The organism is Marinitoga sp. 1155, assembly GCF_001021175.1.
GTDB lineage: Bacteria > Thermotogota > Thermotogae > Petrotogales > Petrotogaceae > Marinitoga.
Genome location: NZ_AZAX01000018.1, coordinates 19,698 through 40,515 on the forward strand (window position 1 = coordinate 19,698; position 20,818 = coordinate 40,515).

20 protein-coding genes are annotated in these 20,818 nt (G+C 27.2%); 15 read left to right on the forward strand and 5 right to left on the reverse strand.

Features of this window, described 5'->3' with window-relative positions; all coding sequences use genetic code 11:
• The first annotated feature begins 2 nt into the window (after positions 1 to 2).
• The 12 genes from X274_RS11780 (at position 3) to sdaAA (ending at position 11,725) form a co-directional block, all read left to right on the forward strand.
• Complete coding sequence (locus tag X274_RS11780) at positions 3 to 2,222, forward strand: carbohydrate ABC transporter permease (RefSeq protein ID WP_084822668.1); 2,220 nt, start codon at positions 3 to 5, stop codon at positions 2,220 to 2,222.
• 2 nt (positions 2,223 to 2,224) lie between these two features.
• Positions 2,225 to 2,569 carry a hypothetical protein gene (locus tag X274_RS06675; protein WP_047266044.1) on the forward strand — a complete coding sequence of 115 codons (345 nt, stop codon included), beginning with the start codon at positions 2,225 to 2,227 and terminating at the stop codon, positions 2,567 to 2,569.
• Complete coding sequence (locus X274_RS06680; protein ID WP_047266045.1) at positions 2,496 to 3,257, forward strand: class I SAM-dependent methyltransferase; 762 nt, start codon at positions 2,496 to 2,498, stop codon at positions 3,255 to 3,257. The genes X274_RS06675 and X274_RS06680 overlap by 74 nt, the downstream gene beginning before the upstream one ends.
• On the forward strand, positions 3,254 to 4,156 hold the full coding sequence (miaA, locus tag X274_RS06685) for a tRNA (adenosine(37)-N6)-dimethylallyltransferase MiaA (RefSeq protein ID WP_047266046.1): 903 nt from the start codon (positions 3,254 to 3,256) through the stop codon (positions 4,154 to 4,156). Before X274_RS06680 ends, miaA begins: the two co-directional genes overlap by 4 nt.
• A gap of 33 nt (positions 4,157 to 4,189) precedes the next feature.
• The gene (hfq, locus tag X274_RS06690) at positions 4,190 to 4,429 is read left to right on the forward strand and encodes an RNA chaperone Hfq (protein WP_047266047.1); all 240 of its coding nucleotides are present in this window, start codon (positions 4,190 to 4,192) and stop codon (positions 4,427 to 4,429) included.
• 84 nt (positions 4,430 to 4,513) lie between these two features.
• Positions 4,514 to 5,506 carry a M23 family metallopeptidase gene (locus X274_RS06695; protein ID WP_047266048.1) on the forward strand — a complete coding sequence of 331 codons (993 nt, stop codon included), beginning with the start codon at positions 4,514 to 4,516 and terminating at the stop codon, positions 5,504 to 5,506.
• A gap of 129 nt (positions 5,507 to 5,635) precedes the next feature.
• The gene (gene metK, locus X274_RS06700) at positions 5,636 to 6,832 is read left to right on the forward strand and encodes a methionine adenosyltransferase (protein ID WP_047266049.1); all 1,197 of its coding nucleotides are present in this window, start codon (positions 5,636 to 5,638) and stop codon (positions 6,830 to 6,832) included.
• Positions 6,833 to 6,869: 37 nt separating this feature from the next.
• Complete coding sequence (gene rpsT / locus X274_RS06705; RefSeq protein ID WP_047266050.1) at positions 6,870 to 7,148, forward strand: 30S ribosomal protein S20; 279 nt, start codon at positions 6,870 to 6,872, stop codon at positions 7,146 to 7,148.
• A gap of 172 nt (positions 7,149 to 7,320) precedes the next feature.
• Positions 7,321 to 7,986, forward strand: coding sequence for a TetR/AcrR family transcriptional regulator (locus tag X274_RS11600; RefSeq protein WP_175420051.1), 666 nt, complete (start codon positions 7,321 to 7,323; stop codon positions 7,984 to 7,986).
• Positions 7,986 to 10,124, forward strand: a complete 2,139-nt coding sequence (locus X274_RS06715) for an efflux RND transporter permease subunit (RefSeq protein WP_047266051.1) — start codon at positions 7,986 to 7,988, stop codon at positions 10,122 to 10,124. The genes X274_RS11600 and X274_RS06715 overlap by 1 nt, the downstream gene beginning before the upstream one ends.
• 91 nt (positions 10,125 to 10,215) lie before the next feature.
• Positions 10,216 to 10,872, forward strand: coding sequence for an L-serine ammonia-lyase, iron-sulfur-dependent subunit beta (sdaAB, locus tag X274_RS06720; protein WP_047266052.1), 657 nt, complete (start codon positions 10,216 to 10,218; stop codon positions 10,870 to 10,872).
• Positions 10,844 to 11,725: an L-serine ammonia-lyase, iron-sulfur-dependent, subunit alpha gene (gene sdaAA / locus X274_RS06725; RefSeq protein WP_217683671.1), complete on the forward strand. Its 882-nt coding sequence runs from the start codon at positions 10,844 to 10,846 to the stop codon at positions 11,723 to 11,725. Before sdaAB ends, sdaAA begins: the two co-directional genes overlap by 29 nt.
• Here sdaAA and X274_RS06730 read toward each other — a convergent pair whose 3' ends face one another.
• Positions 11,726 to 12,481 carry a patatin-like phospholipase family protein gene (locus tag X274_RS06730; RefSeq protein ID WP_047266054.1) on the reverse strand — a complete coding sequence of 252 codons (756 nt, stop codon included), beginning with the start codon at positions 12,479 to 12,481 and terminating at the stop codon, positions 11,726 to 11,728.
• 401 nt (positions 12,482 to 12,882) lie between these two features.
• Here X274_RS06730 and nadX point away from each other — a divergent pair, with 401 nt between their 5' ends.
• The 3 genes from nadX to nadC are packed head-to-tail and all read left to right on the forward strand — an operon-like array spanning position 12,883 to position 15,405.
• A complete protein-coding gene (gene nadX, locus X274_RS06735; RefSeq protein ID WP_047266055.1) occupies positions 12,883 to 13,635 on the forward strand; it encodes an aspartate dehydrogenase in 753 nt (250 codons plus the stop codon).
• Positions 13,636 to 13,637: 2 nt separating this feature from the next.
• The gene (gene nadA / locus X274_RS06740) at positions 13,638 to 14,576 is read left to right on the forward strand and encodes a quinolinate synthase NadA (RefSeq protein WP_047266056.1); all 939 of its coding nucleotides are present in this window, start codon (positions 13,638 to 13,640) and stop codon (positions 14,574 to 14,576) included.
• Positions 14,577 to 14,580: 4 nt separating this feature from the next.
• Positions 14,581 to 15,405, forward strand: a complete 825-nt coding sequence (gene nadC / locus X274_RS06745) for a carboxylating nicotinate-nucleotide diphosphorylase (RefSeq protein WP_047266057.1) — start codon at positions 14,581 to 14,583, stop codon at positions 15,403 to 15,405.
• A gap of 378 nt (positions 15,406 to 15,783) precedes the next feature.
• Here nadC and X274_RS06750 read toward each other — a convergent pair whose 3' ends face one another.
• The 4 genes from X274_RS06750 to X274_RS06765 form a co-directional block, all read right to left on the reverse strand.
• Positions 15,784 to 16,473 (reverse strand): ABC transporter ATP-binding protein, encoded by a 690-nt coding sequence (locus X274_RS06750; RefSeq protein ID WP_047266058.1) that lies wholly within the window; start codon positions 16,471 to 16,473, stop codon positions 15,784 to 15,786.
• Positions 16,425 to 17,402, reverse strand: coding sequence for an ABC transporter permease (locus X274_RS06755; protein ID WP_052913224.1), 978 nt, complete (start codon positions 17,400 to 17,402; stop codon positions 16,425 to 16,427). The genes X274_RS06750 and X274_RS06755 overlap by 49 nt, the downstream gene beginning before the upstream one ends.
• A gap of 4 nt (positions 17,403 to 17,406) precedes the next feature.
• Positions 17,407 to 18,342 (reverse strand): ABC transporter substrate-binding protein, encoded by a 936-nt coding sequence (locus X274_RS06760; protein ID WP_047266059.1) that lies wholly within the window; start codon positions 18,340 to 18,342, stop codon positions 17,407 to 17,409.
• Positions 18,343 to 18,652: 310 nt separating this feature from the next.
• The gene (locus X274_RS06765) at positions 18,653 to 20,686 is read right to left on the reverse strand and encodes a methyl-accepting chemotaxis protein (RefSeq protein ID WP_047266060.1); all 2,034 of its coding nucleotides are present in this window, start codon (positions 20,684 to 20,686) and stop codon (positions 18,653 to 18,655) included.
• Positions 20,687 to 20,818 lie beyond the last annotated feature (132 nt).

A 20,818-nucleotide genomic window follows, 5' to 3' on the forward strand; every position in this document is an offset into this window, starting at 1 on the left:
TAATGTCCTGGAATAAATTTGCTAATACTATGGGTACTTTAATTGTATATTTGTTGGTTATTGGTGGAGCTATTGTAATGGCAATGCCATTTGCCTGGATGGTTGTAACTTCATTTAAAACCGGTAGCGAAATAGCACAATGGCCACCAAGATGGACATCAAAAAATTTCAAATCTGAAATTTCAGTAAACATTAAAAATGTACCTTCAACAACACTTGGTAATCAGGGAAGTCTTAGTTTAGCTGAATTCAGAGCCTCTCAAAGTGGGGATATATATAATCCGTATAAAAAGGTTTTTATCGTTGAAGATGATCCAATAAAAAGAGGTTTAGTTACCTTAACTTTTACAAAAATTAATTATGCTGATAATGAAAACATCAATACTTTAATTAAAGAAATAAAGGAATATAATGCTAAATTTCCTTTAATAAAAGAATTATCCAATAAAATAAATCTATTAGAAGAAAATCCACAAAGTTTTGAGAATTTTTATTTTGGCTTATATTCATCCTCAAATGGATTATTTAAAAAATCTCAAATATTAAAATCTATGGATAAAGAAATTAAAAATTCTATCAATTACATTGATAAATTTTTAAAGATTTCTTTAAATAGAGTCCCATATCTCAGAGTTAAAGATACTGATAACTCAGTAATAAAAAATGAAAAATTAAGAAAAAAAGATGAGTTAAAAAATTATCTTTTAAAATTAAAAAACAGTTTATCCGACGTATCTGCTTTAATAGAAAAATATTCAAAAGGTACCGGAATAATTTCAAATGATGAAATCGCTCATATAATTGAAAAATTAAATTCTATCGATTTTGTATCATTCACTGATATGTATTTAAGAAATGTCAATAGATTACTGGAAAAAAATATTTATAATTCAATAATCTATAACAAAAATTCTTTGAAATTTAAAGCATTTTTTGAAAATAAATTTAATGATGTTCAAAAATATACTTCTAATGACTTAACAATACAATTCAAGGTTCCAACTAAAGAAATAATGAAAGCTAATTTCCTTAAAAAACTTGAATCATCAGATATACCAGATGAATTAAAAAATGAAATAGATAAAAATATCGATATATTAAAAATTAAAGATAACTTTGTATTAAATTTAGAACACGACTTTAATGACCAAGCATTATCTATTTTAAATATTAATTCAGAAGATTTATCGCGAGCATTGATGATAATCAGAAGTCTTTCTAAAATAAATAATGTAAATGTTGATAATATCAATAACTATTTAAATACTTTTGATCTTGACTTTATAAATGAAAAAAATATCGATAAATCAAAATTATTAAAACTGTCTAGCATCAGAAATGACTATAATAAAATCCTTGAAAAATTCAATAAGGTTTATTCGGATTCGATTTCCATAGTTAACTTAACTAATGCGCCTTCTTTTATTGATAAAGTTTACTATAGAAACTATTCTACTATTGAAATATATTATAAAGATTTATATGCTGTATGGTTTCTTGATGATATACCAACAATGAAAGCTAATTTTACACCAACAGAAATCTTTGCAAATGTTTTTCAAAATTATGTTGATGCATGGAACGCTGCACCTTTTTCAAAATATTATATAAATACCTTATTCATGGCAACATCTACAACTATTTTTGAAATTATTATTGCAGCAATGGCTGCTTTTGCGTTTGCTAAACTTGAATTCTGGGGTAAAAATATTTTATTCACATTATTTTTAGCAACAATGATGGTTCCAGGGGAAGTTATGCTTGTTCCAAACTTTATAACAATAAGTAAATTTAGATGGCTTGATACTTATTATGCATTAATAATACCGTGGATAGTCAGTGTATTTGCTATATTTTTATTAAGACAGCAGTTTTTGACAATTCCAAATGATTTATGGGATGCTGCTAAAATAGATGGAAGTTCAAGCTGGCGATTCTTATGGACTGTTATGGTTCCTTTAAGTAAACCTGCATTAATTACAGGTGCTTTATTAAAATTTGTAGGAAGCTGGAATGCATTCTTATGGGTATTAATCGTTACCAAATCTCCAGAAATGCGCACCTTAGCTGTAGGATTACAAACATTCACAACAGAATCTGGTACATTATATAATCTATTAATGGCTGCTTCAACATTCTCTGTAATACCGATAATTATATTGTTTATTTTCATGCAAAAATATTTTGTGGCAGGAATAGCACGCTCAGGATTGAAAGGATAAACATGGAAAGAAAAAAAATCATTGTTGGAAAAAAAAAGAAAAAAAGAAAGAATATTAATTTTATAAAAGTTATAATAATATTTTCTATTATATTTGTTATAATATATTTCAGTATTCAAATGATTCGTATGCTATTCATTTATAATGAATTAGTTAATGAATATAAAAAAACTCGCAATGAATTTGAACATTTACAAAAACGTCTTTATGAAATAGAAAAAGAAAGAGATATGATTAAAAAATTATTAGAAGAAAAGGGTGTGACAATAGAAAATGGAAAAATTAATTATAACTACGTCCCACAAACCATCGAAGGAACAACTACAGCGAGCCAAACAACTCGCTAAAGAATATGGTTTAATATATAAAAATAGAAGACATTTAAAAACCGATAATATATTCTTTGTAGTGGAAAAAAATCTAACCGTTAAGGTTAAAAAAGGGGATTTTGAATTTTTCTTTCACCCTTCTATTGTAAAAATAAGAATGAAAAATTTTGTTTCAGATAAAAAAGATTATTTACTGAATAATTTAGAATTAAAAGGAAATGAAATTATTTTAGATTTAACTTTTGGTCTTGGTAGTGAAGCTTTATTAATTGCTTCTCAATTAGACAATGGAAAATTAATAGGTCTTGAAGGTTCATTCCCTATATATTTTGTTGTTAAAGAAAGTATAAATTATTATCCATATAAAATAAAATGGTTAAAAGAAGCTTCAAATAAAATTGAAGTAATAAATGATAATTATAAACACTTTATAAGGAATCAAAAGGATAAAAGTTATGATATTATATATTGTGATCCAATGTTTGAAAACCCTGTATTTGAATCTTCTGCGCTAAATCCATTGAGAAAGTTTGCTGTTTATGAAACATTAGAACCTTCAGACATCGAAGAAATGAAAAGAGTTGCAAAAAGTAAAGTTATTATAAAAGCTCATGTGAAGGATTCTATATGGAATAAATATAAATTTGATAAAATTGATGGGAGCAAAAATTCAGGTGTATTTTACGGGGTGATTTATCTAAAATGAAAATACCTGTAATATTAGGTCCTACCGCAGTTGGAAAAACTGGAATTCTCACAGAATTTGGAGATGATTTTGAAGTTGTATCATGTGATTCAAGACAGATATATAAATATATGGATATCGGCACAGCCAAACCTACAAAATATGAACAGGAAAAAATAAAACATCATTTAATTGATTTTATAGAACCGAATCAATATTATAATGCATATATGTATAGATTAGACGCTTTAAAGAGTATTAAAGATATTTTAAATAGAGGAAAAATTCCAATAATATCAGGTGGAACTGGGCTATATTTCGATTCTATATATAAAGGTTTTTTTGAATCACCGTCTTCGTTAACATTGAGAAGTTATTTAAGAAAATTAGAGGCAAAACAACCAGGAATCATAAGAGAAATATTAAAAGATGTTGATCCTGAAAGTTATTTAAGAATACATCAAAATGATTTAAAACGAAGTATCAGAGCTTTAGAAATATATATTATATCTGGAAAAAGAATGTCTGAATTAATAAAAAATCACAAAGCACATTCCCCCTATGAATTTAATATAATTATACTGGATAGAGATAGAAAAGAGCTTCATGAAAGAATAAATTTAAGAGTTGAATTAATGATAAAAAATGGATTAATTGATGAAGTAAAAAAACTAATTGACATGGGATATAACAAAAACTTAAATTCTTTGAATACTATTGGATATAAAGAAGTATTAGAATATATTGAGGGGAAATATGATTATGATAAAATGATACATCTTATAAAAAGAAATACAAGACGTTATGCCAGACGGCAGATTATATATTTTAGAGGATATGATAATGCAGTATGGATAAATTTATCAGAAGAAAAATATGCGATAAAGAAAATTAGAGATTTGATTTTTTTAAATTTATAATTAATTAAAATTCATCTTAAAGGGGGAGTTAAAATGGCTGAAAAATTTAATTTACAAGAAAGATTTTTAAATTTGTTGAGAACAAATAAAATTGAATGTAAAATTTACTTTGAAGGCGGATTTCAAACAACTGGTTTTATAAAATCCTTTGATAATTTTACCATATTACTGGAAAAAAAAGGACAGCAATCACTTGTATATAAACATGCGATAAAAATGATTGTGCCAATGAAATATGTAAGGTTATTCCAGCAAGATAATAGTGGACAATAAGCTTAATTTATAATAATAGAATAATCAATTTTATCCAGAAGATTTTTCTTCTGGATAGTTGAGTATATATTTAGGAGGTATGTTATGAAAAAATTATTTATTATTTTGATTATTCTTTTTAGTTTCATTTTATCTTTTTCACAAAGATTTTTACCACCAGTAAAAGATTCATATCTTACTTCATCTTTTGGAGAATATAGAGATACTGGGGATAAACCTCATTTTCACCTTGGTATTGATTTTTCATCATTTTCAAGAATTGGATATCCTGTAAATGCAGCTGCTGACGGTTATGTATATAAGATATGGTTAAACCACAAAGTTTATGGAAATACTATTTTTCTATATCATCCAGATTATGATTTAATAACTGTTTATGCACATTTAAATTCGTTTAAAGGTATACTATCTGAAATTGCTAATTCTGTAATCAGCGAGGTTGGAAATACTTTTGCAGAAGTTAAATTTCCTGAGGATGAAATTAGAGTATCAAAAGGTGAAGAAATTGCTTATTCAGGAAAATCTGGAGAAGCAGAAGTTCCACATGTGCATTTTGAAGTTAGAGAACTCAGAAAATCTGGAAATGAAGAAATTGAAATTGTTAGAGACGCTTTAGAATTTGTTGATTATATTGAAATGAGACCAAGAAAATTAGAAGCTCTTGAAATCAGGTCAAATAATAGAACATTTAAATTACTTGAAGATCAAATTACTGAAATTCCATTTGCTACTCTTCCAAAATTAGAAGTAAAAGCTGATGAAAAAATTGGAAATAATACGAAAATTATTCCAAGAAAAATTTCCCTACGCGTAAACGATGAGCTTGTTTATGAAATTGAATTTGATGCTATAAGAGCAGATGAAATGTATTCTGCCAATACTGTTTTTGGATATGGTTCAAATATTTTTACATACTGGCTTAAGTTATACTCATCATCGTTCATAACTCCTATTAAAGTAAATAGATGGAATGAAATTGCATTTACATTAAAAGATAGAAATCCTGCTGAATTAATTCTTGAAGATATATGGGGAAGTGTAAAGGTTTATAAATTAGTATTAGTAAAAGAAATGTAACTTAAAATACAATAGATTTTATTTTAAAATTAATTTTATATAAGTCTATTGATGTATATTTTTGGTATAATAGTAATCTGGATATCGATTAAATTATAATATAATCAAAAATTAAAAGGAGGAAGAAAATTGAAAAAAAGACTTTTCACAAGTGAAAGTGTTACTGAAGGACACCCAGATAAAGTTGCTGACCAAATTTCAGACGCAATATTAGATGCTTTATTAGAAAAAGATCCATTTTCAAGAGTTGCTGTTGAAACATTAGTAACAACTGGTGTTGCAATGGTAGCTGGAGAAATTTCGACAAAAGCATATGTTGATATACCCAAAATTGTAAGACAAACAATTTTAGAAATTGGATATACACGAGCAAAATATGGTTTTGACGGTGAAACATCTGCTGTTTTAGTTTCAATTGATGAACAATCACCGGATATTGCTATGGGTGTAGATAAAGCATTAGAAGCTAAAACTGGAGAAATGAAGGATGAAGACCCCTATGAAAAATTAGGTGCTGGAGATCAGGGAATTATGTTTGGTTATGCTACAAATGAAACTCCAGAATTAATGCCATTACCTATAGTTTTAGCTCATAAACTGGCATACAGATTATCAGAAGTTAGAAAAAATGGTACATTGAAATTTTTAAGACCTGACGGAAAAACACAGGTTACTGTAGAATATGATGAAAATGGTAAACCTATTGAAGTTGAGACTGTATTAATTTCTACACAACATGAACCAGATGTTACTATAGAAGAAATAAGAGAAGCATTAATTGAACATGTAATAAAACCTATTATTCCAGAAAATTTATTGACAAAAAATACAAGAATTCTGGTTAATCCAACTGGAAGATTTGTATTAGGCGGTCCTCATGCTGATACCGGTTTAACAGGAAGAAAAATAATAGTCGATACATATGGTGGTTGGGTACCACATGGAGGAGGAGCATTCTCTGGTAAAGATCCAACAAAAGTTGATAGATCCGCTCATTATATGGCTCGATATGTTGCAAAAAATATAGTAGCTGCTGGATTAGCTGATGAAGTTATGATTCAATTAGGTTATGCTATTGGTGTAGCAAAACCTGTTTCTATCTTAATTGATACCAAAGGAACTGCTAAAGTTGATGAAGAAAGATTATACAACGTTGTAACTGAAATGTTTGATTTTAGACCTGGTGCTATTATTAAAAATTTAGATTTATTAAAGCCAATGTATAAAAAGACCGCTGCTTATGGACATTTTGGAAGAAATGATGTAGAATTTCCATGGGAAAAAACCGATAAAGTTAATGAATTAAAAACTGCATTTGGATTATAATTATAATAATAAAATAATATAAAGGAGGAATTTTAACGTGCCAAATGTAAAATCTGCTAAAAAAAGAGTAAGACAAACAGCTAAAAGAAGATTGAGAAACAAAAGTTATAAAACAAGAGTTAAAAACTCTATCAAAAAGGTATTATTAGCTATTGAAGAAAAGCAGGAAAAAGAAGTTTTAAATGAATTGTTAAGCAATGCTTTCTCTGTTATAGACAAAGCTGCTAAAAAAGGTGTTATACATAGAAATAACGCAAATAGAAAAAAAGCAAGATTGACAAAAAGAGTTAAAGAATATTTAGGTGAAAATGCTTAAACGTTAATGCTGGTTAAACCAACAAAAAATCATAATGTTACGTTCTCATAATAAAAAAACTCCAGGAATTTTCCTGGGGTTTTTTTATTATTGGTTTCCTTACAAATATATGCCTTAATTCGCATATTTTTCATTTTTTCATGAGAATACATTCTTGTATCTTCCTAATAATTTGACAAAAATAAAAAAAAAGAGTATAATAAAATCGAACGAACGTTCGATTGGGGGTGATTATATCGAAAGCATTAAAGAAAGAATTTTTAAAAGTGCTGTAGATTTATTTTCTAAAAAGGGATTTGAAGCCACAGGAGTTAGAGAAATTGCCAAAAAAGCAAATGTAAGTATATCCATGATTAATTATCATTTTGGATCAAAAAAAGGGATCTTAAAAGAAATTATAGAAGTATTTTTTTCTCGAATGAACGAACTGCTTGAAAATGAACATATAATAGAAAAAGATTTTGAAAAGAGATTACGTCTTGCAATAAAATCTTTAATTCAGGCTTTAAGGGAAAATGAAAAATTGTTTAAAATTATAATGATTTATATTCCAGAAAGTGAAAATGAACTTTTGAATTTGCGAACAAAAAAACTTAAAAATATAATTTTCAAAAAAGTACTACAGGATAAATTTAAAAAGGAGAATAAAAATATACGATATGATATCATTGGTCCAGCTTTAAGTGGTATGATTTTTTCACATTTTTTATTAAAAGATTTAATTCCTCAAATTGTAGAAACTAAAATAGATGATGATTTTTATAAAATATATCCCGATTATATAGCAGATATATATTTATATGGTGTTTTGAAAAAATTTGAAGAGGAGATGGAATAATGGAAAAGTATGTTGATCTTTTGCTCAAAAATAAGAAAAAACTACTATTTTTGCTGGGGATTATCAATTTAATTGCCTTAATTGGCTTGTTTCACATAAAAATAAATGTAGATATGAAAACATTTTTACCTACAGACTCAAATTATATAAAAAGTTATGATCTAATAGAGAAAAAATACGATCTATCCGATCAATTAATTGTAATGCTAGAAATTGAAAAAAATCCACTTGAAGATATAAAAACATATAAAAAAATCTGGCAACTTCAAAGAGATATTGAAAAAATAAATGGTGTTAATTTTATATCGAGTTTATTTCCACAGTCATTACCTGGTTATAACATTAAAAATGCTGATGATATAAATATTTCTTTTTTAAATAGATTAAATCAGATAACATTATTTAAAGAAAAATTTTTAAAAGTGAAAAATAATATATATTATACATTATTGACTATACCATTAAAAAGTGAAGATTTTAAAGTTGTGGATGAGATTGAAAAAAAATTAAAAGATGTGACATATTATAGTGCAGGTACACTTTTTTTTACAAAAAAACTCTTTGATTATTTATTTAACATGGTTATATTCCTGCCACCCTTTGCATTTATTGTTATGTTATTTATATTCTCAATGCAATTGGGTTCAAAAAAGGTTGCTTTTTTTTCTATAATTCCAGCAGGTTTGGGTGCTCTATGGACAATGGGATTAATGGGATGGTCTGGAAAGGAAGTGGGAATATCCACAATTTTAGTTCCAATATTTACAATAATAATGGGTAGTGCTGATGGTATGCATTTTTTAACACATTTTATAGAATATAGAGAAAATGGGTTAAATAAAAGACTATCAATAATAGAAACATTACGAAGCACTGGAATTGCTATGATTATGACAACAATAACAACAATTATAGGTTTTATATCAATGATATTTATTAATTCCAATATGATGAAAGAAATGGGGATATGGTCTTCATTTGGTATAGGTTTTGCTGGAATTGCAACCTTATATATTTTACCTTTAATTATTTCTGGTAATGTGGAATTAAAAAGAAAAAGAACACATATGTTTAACGTTGATTTTACAAAAAAATTATGGAATAAAAAAGGTATTTTTGTATTTATAATCATTATATTATTTTTTGCTTTGCTCATTCCAACTATAAATATCAAATTTGATCAAATCTCCATGTTTAAAAACTATACCAAAGTAAGAAAAGACTATGAAAAGTTGAAAAATATTTTTGATTTTAATATACCTATAATGGTAGATTTTGAAACAACAAAAGAACCACTTGATAAGATTTATTATAAAGAGATGAAAACTTTAGAGAAAAGTCTATCAAATACAATAAATGAATTTAATTACCCCCAGGATTTTCTTGAAATAATGGGAAAAGAATTCTTTAAATTTAAAACATACCCAAATCCCATACAAATTTTAATAATAAAAAATGCTGTAAAAAATAACCCATCAATTCCTTTATTTGACCTCACAAAAGGGAAAAGTTATTTAGGTATTATAATAACAAAAGATAATTCAGAAAATACTTTAAAAATGGTAAAAAATACTATAAATAAGCTCAAAGAGAAAAAAATATTTAAAAATATAAACGTTACTGGAATGGGATATGTCTTTGATGAAATGAATACAACAGTATTGACCAGTCAGGTTAAAAGCATATTTTTAAGTGTATTTCTGGTATTTATTTCCGTATTTTTCATGATTAGAAAATTAAAAACATCATTTTTTGCAATTTTACCATTAATGGGTGCTTTGATCGTTGAATTTGGAACAATGGCATTATTGAAAATTCCTTTAAATATTCAAAGTGCTTTAATGGCGAATATAACAATAGGTGTCGGTGTGGATTACGCTATACATATGATAGGAACATATAGATACTATAAAAATAAGGTAGAAAATCCTATTGAAAAAACATTTGATGTTGTACAGAAACCTATTATGGCAAACGCTCTTGGCCTGGCTTTTGGACTTTCAGTATTGAATGCTTCACCATTCACATTCCATACATACTTATCAATTATAATGTGGGTTGGCATGCTAAGTGCTTCCTTATTTACATTAATATTATTACCAAATCTATTAAAGCTTGATAACAAAATCTCCCGATAAAGGGAGATTTCTTTTATGTATTGATAATTGAGCATTTTTATTCTTAACATGGTATAATAATATAGAAACTATTAATTTTTGAGGTGATTTTATGTCTATGTTGGATGTTGTTGGTCCGGTAATGGTTGGTCCATCGAGTTCTCATACACTAGGAGCATTAAAAATAGCCCGATTTGCTTATAAATTGTTTGGTGAAAAACCCGATAATGTTGAGTTTTTTTTACATGGATCCTTTTCAAAAACATATCTGGGTCATGGTACAGATAGAGCATTAATTGCCGGCATTTTAGGATTAAGAGAGTATGACTATGAAATAAAAAACGCATATGACCTTGCCAAAAGAAAAAATTTAAAATATAAATTTATAGAAGCAGATTTAGGGGATGTTCATCCAAATACATTATTAATTAGAATGAAAAAAGGAGATAAAATGAATGAAGTTCAGGGAAGTTCAATTGGCGGAGGTTCTATTAAAATAACAAAAATAAACGGTGTTGATTGCGATTTATCAGGAGATTATAATACATTAATAATTGTTAATAAAGATGTGAAAGGTGCGTTAGAAAATATTTTAAAATTAATACAAGTTAATGTTGCCAATCTTTATTTAAAAAGAACGAATATTCTGGAAGGACGTGCTTTAACCATATTAGAACTTGACGAGAAACCAACCAATTTTAATGAGCTGGAAAATTTAGAATGTGTCATTAAATATTTTTATGTTGGAAGTGATAATAGTGACATTTAAACATATTCTGGAAATGTGGAAAGAAACTAATATTCCATTTGATGAAATAATTTTAACTGAAGAAATGGTCGAAACAGGCATGGATCCTGTTATAATAAAAAATAACATGAAAAGATTAGTTGAAGTTATGATAACAGAAGCAGAAAAAAATTATGGAAAAAAACATGAAAGTTTGACGGGATTAACAGGAAATAATGCATCTAAATTGATAAATCACAATCCAAAAATATTGGGAGAATTTAATTATGTAGCAACTATAACTGCATTATCAACAGCAGAAAACAATGCATCGATGGGAAGAATAGTAGCATGTCCAACAGCAGGTTCATGCGGAGTTGTTCCTGCAATATTATTTGCCTTAAAAAAAGTTCACAATGCCAAAATGGAAGACATAGTTTCATCATTTATAATTAGTGGTGCAATAGGTAATATTATTGCTAAAAAATCTACAATTTCCGGTGCTGCTGGCGGGTGTCAGGCTGAAATTGGAACAGCAGCGGCAATGGCATCTGCTGCTTTAACCTATTATTTTTCAAAAGATGCTGAAAAATGTGGCCACGCTGCATCATTAGCACTAAAATCATTAATGGGACTTGTTTGTGATCCTGTAGGTGGGTTTGTTGAAATTCCGTGTGTAAAAAGAAATGCATCAGCAGCTAACGTAGCAATTACTACAGCTGAAATGGCATTAGCTGGGATAGAAAGTGTCATACCATTTGATGAAGTTGTAGATGCAATGTATAGGGTTGGAAAGATGATGCATGAAGATTTAAGAGAAACGGGAAATGGTGGAATTGCGACTACACCTACAGCACAAAAATTAGTGGAAGATATTAAAAAGAGATGGAAATAATCATTTCCATCTCTTTAATTTATTTTCGGAATCTTTATAACCCAAATCTATTAATTTTTTGGAATACTCACCTGAAAAATTCAAAGGAAATGGAACTGAATCTGAAGGTCTTATTATGATTACATTTTTCTTTGTTAATAAAAATGTAATTAATAACCAATCTGTTGGGTTATCTATTACTGGAAATACGCCTATTACTTTATCATATCCATATTTCTCTGCCAATAATGCCGGATATACATTTGAAAACACACCACCATCTGTATATTTCTTTCCTTCTATTTCAATTGCTCCAAATAACGGATAACTTGCACTAGCGAATATATAATCTACCATTCTTCCTTTCATTTCATTCTTTCTGACAAAAACAGGTTTAAAATCGGTTATATTAAATGTTAGTATCCCATAATCATATCTTGAATTTAATATTAATTCTTCAGATATTATCGTATTTAAAAAAGTATAAAGAGGAGAAGGGTCAAAAATAAAAGGCTTTAATTTTTTACTATGATCATTTATATCGAGATCAAAAACATCTTCTGAGCTTATATTTTTCCATAATTCTTCAACTTTATCCAATTTTCCCATAACAAAACCTGCACCATTCAACGCACCTGCTGAAACTCCATATATTCCATCTATTTTAATGTTATTTTCAATAATATATTTTAAAACTCCAATTTCATAAGCTCCTGCTGCACCTCCACCACCCAGAACAAGTAATGTTTTTGGAAATATTATTGTGAAAAATAGCATTATATATAATATATATGTGGTTAGTAATTTTTTATTATAAATTTTATCACTTCCCTTAATTTTTATAAGTATATAAATATTATAACATATTTATAAATTTGTTTATTATTCATTACGAAATTTTTTTCTATTGACAAAAATTTACAGTTATTGTATAATAAAGTAAAAGGTGTCCAAAAAGTCAAATTCACTCAGGCAGCTCGATTGCTTATCCTTAAAATTATTCATTCTCAGCCGTCGCTCAGATTTTTCATCCATGAAAAAGCTTCACTCAAAAAAACGTCCTGTTTTTTTGACGGCTTTCATTCATAATTTTAAGGCAATCTTCGAGCCTTCATTTCATTTTAGACTTTTTAGACAGTCTTTATAATAAAGTATAATAAAGACATGGAGGCGATATTTTGAAAGTATTTCTTTTAGGAGCGGGAAATTCTGCAAAAATTATTCTGGATGAATTGAATTTCGAAAAGGTTTATGTATATGATAAAAATTTCAAGCAATTTGAAAAACTAAAAGAAATACATAATGAAATCGAATATTTAGATATTAAAAACTTAGAAACTACTGATGTTGATTATATTATAGAAGTAGCATCTGTTGAAGCATTAAAGAATTATGGACTAAAACTCCTTGATATGAATAAAAATTTAATTGTCTTAAGTACAGGCGCTTTTGCAGATAAAATTTTTAGATATAATTTTGTGAAAAAATTAAATAACAAAAATATTAATGTTTATGTTGTATCTGGAGCAATCGGTGGAATTGATCTAATAAGAACCATAAGCGATAAAATAAATACAATCACATTAATAACACGAAAAACACCAAAAAGTCTTGGGATTGATATTAAAAAAGAAAAAATAATTTTTGAAGGTAATTCAATAGAAGCTATTGAAAGATTCCCTAAAAATATAAATGTTGCTGTTACGCTGGCATTGGCAATAAAAAATTTTGAAAAGGTAAAAGTTAAAATTATAGCAGATCCTTTTATTGAAAGAAATGTACATTCAATAGAAATAAAATCAAAGGTTGGAAATTATACATTTAAATTTGAAAATTATCCATCAAAAAATCCAAAAACCAGTTATCTGGCACCATTATCTATAGTTGGATTATTGAAAAACATTCACTCAAAATTCAAAATAGGAGGATAAAAATGATAACAGAAACAGTTGTTGAAAAAGATTTTTTAATAAAAAAAATAAAAGAGTTAAAAAAGAAAAAGGATTATACAATATTAGCCCATAATTATCAAATTGATGAATTACAGGATTTAGCAGATATAACAGGGGATTCATTACAACTTGCAAAACTTGCAACAGAAATAGAAAACGATAAAATACTATTTCTTGGTGTGGATTTCATGGCAGAAACATTGAAAATATTAAACCCAGAAAAAAAGATAATAGTTCCAACAACAGGATCCACATGTCCAATGGCAAATTCTCTAACACCAGAAATAATAAAAGAATACAAAAAAAGATTTTCAAACGCTCCTGTTGTATTATATGTAAACAGCACTGCAGAATGTAAAGCACTTGCTGATTACACATGTACATCAGCCAATGCCGTTGATGTGGTAAAAAAAATAGATGCAGATACAATATTATTTGGTCCAGATAAAAATCTTGGTTCATATGTCGCAGAAAAAACTGGGAAAAAAATTATTCCAATTCCTGGTGGGACTGGATATTGTTATGTACATAATAGATTTTCAACAGAAGATGTAAAAATAGTAAAAGAAAAGTATCCAAACGCAAAAATAATAATACATCCAGAGTCGCCTAAAGAAGTGAGAGATTTATGTGAATATGTGGGTAGTACAGGTCAGATGATGAAATTTCCAGAAACAGATGGATCCAATGAGTTTATAATTGGAACAGAAGTTGGAATGATTCATAAGTTGCAAAAAACATTTAAAAATAAAAAATTCTATCCATTAAAAGAATTAGCAATATGTAATAATATGAAGAAAAATAACCTGAAAAATGTATATCTTTCTTTATTGAATGAAGAACATGAAATAACCTTACCACAAGAAATTATAGAAAAGGCAAAAATTCCAATTCTAAACATGTTTAAAATAATGGAGTGATTATATGTTTGAATATGAAATAAATCTATTAAAAGAATGGATAGAAAAAGATAATCCATTTTTTGACATTGCTTCATATGAATTAAAAAGAAAAGAAGCAAGAGGAACAATAATTTTAAAAAACTCAAATGTTGTATTATCTGGAATAGAAATAATAGAAAAGTTATTAAAAGAATATAAAATAAAAACAGAGTTTTATTTTAAAGATGGTAATTTTGTTAAAAGTGGAATTATAGGTAAAATAAGTGGGAATGCTTATAATATTTTAACGGTTGAAAGAACAATGTTAAACATACTTTCTTTAATGAGTGCTATTGCAACAAAAACAAATAAATTAGTTAGTAAGATTAATGGAAAAACAAAACTTGCTGCTACAAGAAAAGTATTTCCAGGACTGGGAAACCTTGAAAAAATTGCTGTGTTACATGGTGGTGGCGACACTCATCGATGGAGTTTATCAGAAAGTATAATGATAAAGGATAACCATATAAAATTATATGGCGGTGTGGAAAATGCCATAAGTGCTGTGAAAAAATATAAATCTTTTACAAAAAAAATAGAGATAGAAGTTGAAAGTAAAGATGATGCATTTCTTGCAGTAAAATCTGGCGTAGACATTATTATGCTTGATAATTTTGATTCAAAAAATGCAAAAATTCTTGCCCGAGAATTAAAAGAAAGATATCCGCAAATAATTATAGAAGTTTCTGGTGGAATTAGTGAAGATAATTATCTTGAATATGTTGATGATAATATTGACATAATTTCAATGGGAAAATTAACAACAGAAGTAAAATATATTGATTTTTCATTGGAAACAACAAATTGAGGCATTCCACCTCAATTTGTTTTAATTTAAAGACTGTCTAAAAAGTCAAATTCACTCAGACAGCGATTATCCTTAAAATTATTCATTCTCAGCCGTCGCTCAAACAATACATCGTGTATTGTTTCGCGGCATTACATCCATGTAATTTTGACGGCTTTCATTTACGCTTAGATTTTTTAGGTATAAAAAATCTAAGGGAAAAGGATTTATAATTATATAATAAAAATTATTTTTTCCAATTACCCGCTGTAAGCGAGCGATAGCTCAAAAGTTTTTTTATTAAAATCTAATTTTTTAATCCAATAACCCACCGTAGGTGTGTTAAGGGCAATCTTCGAGCCTTCGTTTCATTTGAGACTTTTTAGACGGTCTATTAATTTATGCAACATTTAAAATTTTTTCAACAAGCTTGCCTTCTTCCATTTTTAATACTTTTTGTCCAAATTTTTGAGCTATATTTAAATCATGTGTAATCATAAGAATTGTAATTCCTAATTTTTCATTAATTTGTTTTGTTAGATTCATTATAATTTCTGTTGAATCAGGATCTAAAGCTGCTGTATGTTCATCAAGTAATAAGATTTTAGGATTTGATAATACAGCTAAAATCAATGCTAAAGCCTGTTTTTGACCACCAGATAATTCTCTAACTTTTGTATTCAATCTATTTTCTAATTTCATATTTAAACTCTTTAATAAATCCAGAGAAGGCATTTTTCCAAATTTTAAACCTCTAAACCCTTTTTTAGATCCAAGAATTAAATTCTCTTTTATTGTTAAATCTGGAAAAACTCCCATTTCTGGGTTCTGATACACAATACTTATTCTTTTTGCCAGAAGATGCGAAGATATTTTGTTCATACTTTCTCCATCAAGAAAATACTCTCCGGAAAAAGGTTTTATCGTACCTGATAATACCTTAAACAAAGTTGATTTTCCTGCTCCATTTGAACCTATAATAGAGATAAAATCACCCTTTTCAATTTTCAAATTTAAATTTTTTAAAGCAATTTTTTCATTTACCTGATTGTGGTTGTAGATAACTGTAATTTCTTTAAGTTCAACCATTTTGTTACCTCCAATCTTCTTGAAAGAATAACACCAATTATAAAAAGTACAGTAGTTAATTTTAAATCGCTTGATTTAAAACCTATCTTATATCCATATTTAATAACCATGGTTATAATAATACTGTATATAATTGCTCCGAAAAAAGGAGCTGGTAATTTATAAAAATATTCTTTCTTTCCTAAAATAATTTCTCCTAAAATAACTGTTGCAAGTCCTGTTACAAGCATTCCTTGTCCCATATTTACATCTGAAAATCCGGCATACATTGAAAATAAAGAACCACTTAATCCTGCAAAAAAATTACCTAAAAACAATCCTAAAATACTTAAAAATTCTGGTTTTATACCAAATGAAATTATTCCATATTTATTAGAACCAAAAGCCCTTAGTGAAAGTCCTAATTCTGTTTTTAAAAATAAAAATAACAAAAAATATGAAGACATGGAAAATATCAGTAATTTTATAAATGTATTTGTTTCTAAAAAATTTTTTGTAAAAGATTTATTTTCTTTTCCTAAAGATATAGTTGTATTATTCATTTCAAACATTTCATCTAATTTTGTTCCTGATAACGAAACTGAACTTTCTTTTTGAATTTTTGGTATTGGCAAATTAGGACCATCCATAATTCTAATATTTATTGAATATAACATTGTCATAACAAGAATACTCGCCAATAAAGGATTTATTTTTGTTTTTGCATGTATTATTCCTGTTAATATTCCAGATAGTCCTCCGGCAAATGACCCAATAAATATAGATAATCCCCATGGTATCCCGATATACATTAAAGAAACAGCGACAGAACCACCTAAAACATATGAACCATCTACAGTCAAATCCGGGGTATCTATAATTTTAAATGTAATATATACACCTAACGAGAGTATTGATAAAATAAGAGCTTGTTCTAATATCTGAATCATTGTTTCACCTCACTACTTCATCAGCTTTTTCTAATAAAGAATCAGGAATATCTATATTTAAATTATTTGCTGATTTTAAATTTATAAACAAGATTAAAGCATTCATATCCATAGTTTTTGATTCTAAATCAGATGGTTTTGAACCTTTTATAATCAAATTTACCATTTTTCCAGTTTCTTTCCCCAAAGAATAATAGTCAAATCCAAAACCCACAATACTTTTAGCAGCTTTTGCTAATTCTATATCTCCTGAAATAGATGGAATTTTATTCTCATTTAATATTTTTCCAATACTTTCTATTGATGAAGCCAATAAATTATCTGTAAATATATAAACAGCATCTATATCATTTATTTTTGAATTCAAAGAATTTATCATTTCAGAAGAAGTGGTTCCAGGAATCTCTACTATATTTAGTTTTAAATCTTTTGCAAATTTTTTTGAAAGGTTTAAAAGTGTTTTTGAGTTAGTTTCACCAGGATTAAAAATTATTCCTATATTTTTTGCATTTGGAATCAACTTTTTTAGAATTGATAAATGAATATGTACAGGTAATAGATCACTTAAACCAACTATATTTCCATTGTTTTTACCAAAATTTTTTATTAAACCCGCACTAATTGGATCTGTAACAGCAGAAAAAATTAAAGGCTTATCTTTAATAACATTTGCTGCTGCTTGAGCACTGGGTGTAGTGATTGCAACTATTATATCTGCAGTATTATTAAATTCTTGTGCAATAGATACTGCATTTTGAAAAGAACCTTGAGCATTTTGAATAATAATTTCCACATTTGGATTTTCTTCTTTGATAGTTTTTATAATAGCTTTTTGAACCTGGTTTAATGCTGGATGGTCAATAATCTGTGTAATTCCAACTGTAATAGAAAAACTAACTAAAGATAATAACAATACCCATACTACAAAAAATTTTTTCATAATACCACCTCCATAATATTTATTACAATAATATTTTTTTAGAAAATAAGACAAAAAAATATAAAAAAAAGTGGATGCTATAAAGCATCCACCTTTTTTATTTAGCCTTCATTCCTCAAATAGGTATAACAAAAGAGGTATGGAGGCCATCACAGTGGATGCCATTTCCATACCAATAATAATAGCTATTTAAATTATAATCTTGAAATAATTTTTTCATTAACATACAACATCACCTCAAATTCATTTGCAGTAATTTTAACACATGTTACATTCTTTGTCAAGAGATAATTTTATAAATAATCCACGGTTATTTATTCAATATATTGATAGCTTTATCAAGAAGTGTTTTTAAACTTTGTGATGTTTCCTTTACTTCATCAAGCAGAGCGATATTCTTTTCTTTATTTTTATACTCAAAACTATTTGCATATTCATGCAAATCTTTGTGCAATTTTAAAATATCTCTCCATATTGATTTTAATTCATCTGGAAGATTTTGAGATATAACCCTTATCAAAATACCAAAACCACACTTATCAGAACTACTTTCTGATAATAATCTTAAATTTTCATTTGTTGATTCCTCAAATCTTTTCACCCAATCTGTATGTGACTCTTTTGCCTTTTTTAATTCTTCTATTAAATCCTGTTTTGTAAATAATTTAAACGATGAAAATATATCTACTGTTTTTATTAATTCAAATGATTCTTTTTCTACTATATTTAACAACTCTGTATTTCTATCTTTTATATAAATCTGCTCTTCGATTACTTCTTTCATATCTTCTTTTAGAGCATTTACAAGTTCTGTAATATTTTGTGACGATGCTGTTAATTCCTCAACTGCTGCACCCTGTTCCTGAGCACTTGCAGCTAAATTATCTGAATAATTAGAAATTTTTTCAACAGAATCTATAAGTTCATATAATTGATCTGCTGTTTCTTTGTTTACAGAAGAAACACCTTTTATATTTTCAGACATATCCATAACCATTTCTGATGTTTCATTTACACCAGTCATAACCTCTCCAAGATTTTCTCTTATACTTTCAGCAGCTTTTCTACTTTCCTCTGCTAACTTTCTAATTTCATCAGCGACAACAGCAAAACCCTTTCCTGCTTCACCTGCTCTTGCAGCTTCTATTGCAGCATTTAACGCCAATAGATTTGTCTGTTCAGAAATATTAGTTATAGTTTCAACTACATCATTTATGATTTCAGCTTTTTCAGCTACTGACTTTACTTTATTAACAATTGGTATCATGTTTTCTGTAATATTTCCCATAGTTTCATTAACCCTATCAAGACCAACTTTACCATTATTAGCAACTTCATTGATATTATGAGCAATTCCACTTAATTCCACAGCTGTATTGGCTAAACTTTGAATATTATCTGATATTTCATAAGTACTTGCATTTTGTTGTTCAACATAACTTGTTATATTATTTAAAGACTCAATATTATTTTTTAAAGAATTAAGGGCTTTTTCAAAATTATCATCAAAATTCTTTAATTCACGGTTTATTGAGTTAAATTGTGATATATTATTTCTAAATCTATTAAAGAAATCCTTTAATGATTGTCTGAATGAATCAATAAATATATTAAAGAATTTTGATATTTCACCTATTTCATCATTCTTAGAATACTCAAGTTTAGAAACTAAATCCCCACCATTTTCTGATAATTCACCCAATTTATTCCTGACACTATACAATGGGTTCATTAATTTTGAAATAAAAATATACAGCAATATCAATGCTAAAATTATTATTATCGATATTCCAATTATTATCATTTCAAGGAATAATATAGAACCATCAAAATTCTCTGTTTTTATTTTTGTCAATTGTGTATTGATTTTTTCCAGTTCATCAAACGCATTTAAAGCCGGGCCATCATCTATTTTTATTTTTTTATCTATTTCTGATATGCTTAGACCCTGTTTTTTCAATTCGGCAGCTAATTTTATATTTTCACCATATAATTTAAAAGTTTCTTCAATTACTTTAAGATATTTTATCTCTTCCTGAGTAACATCTGGAATATTTTTATACATTTCAAAATCTTTCATCACTTTTTCTTCTCGATCAAAAAATCTTGTTATATATTTTTCATCCCCTCTTAAAACATAATTTTTGAATAAATGTATACCTCCACCATATCCAAATTGTTCTTTAATATCCGAAAGGAGATCCTGCCTTTTAGTTACTGTATTTACATAATCTTCCCATTGAAGTTTTAAACCTCTCGTTTCTTTAATAACAAAAAATCCAATAATCGAAAAAATAATAATACCTAAAATTACCATTATAGATATTTTTGTTTTTATTTTCATTTTTTCACCCCTTTCTTAATTTAATATTATTTCTTTTTTATATTATATCATATTTTTATATCATTGTAAAAATTTAATTACTACATCAACTATTATTATTTTTACATAAAAATAATAATATCTTTTGTTTAT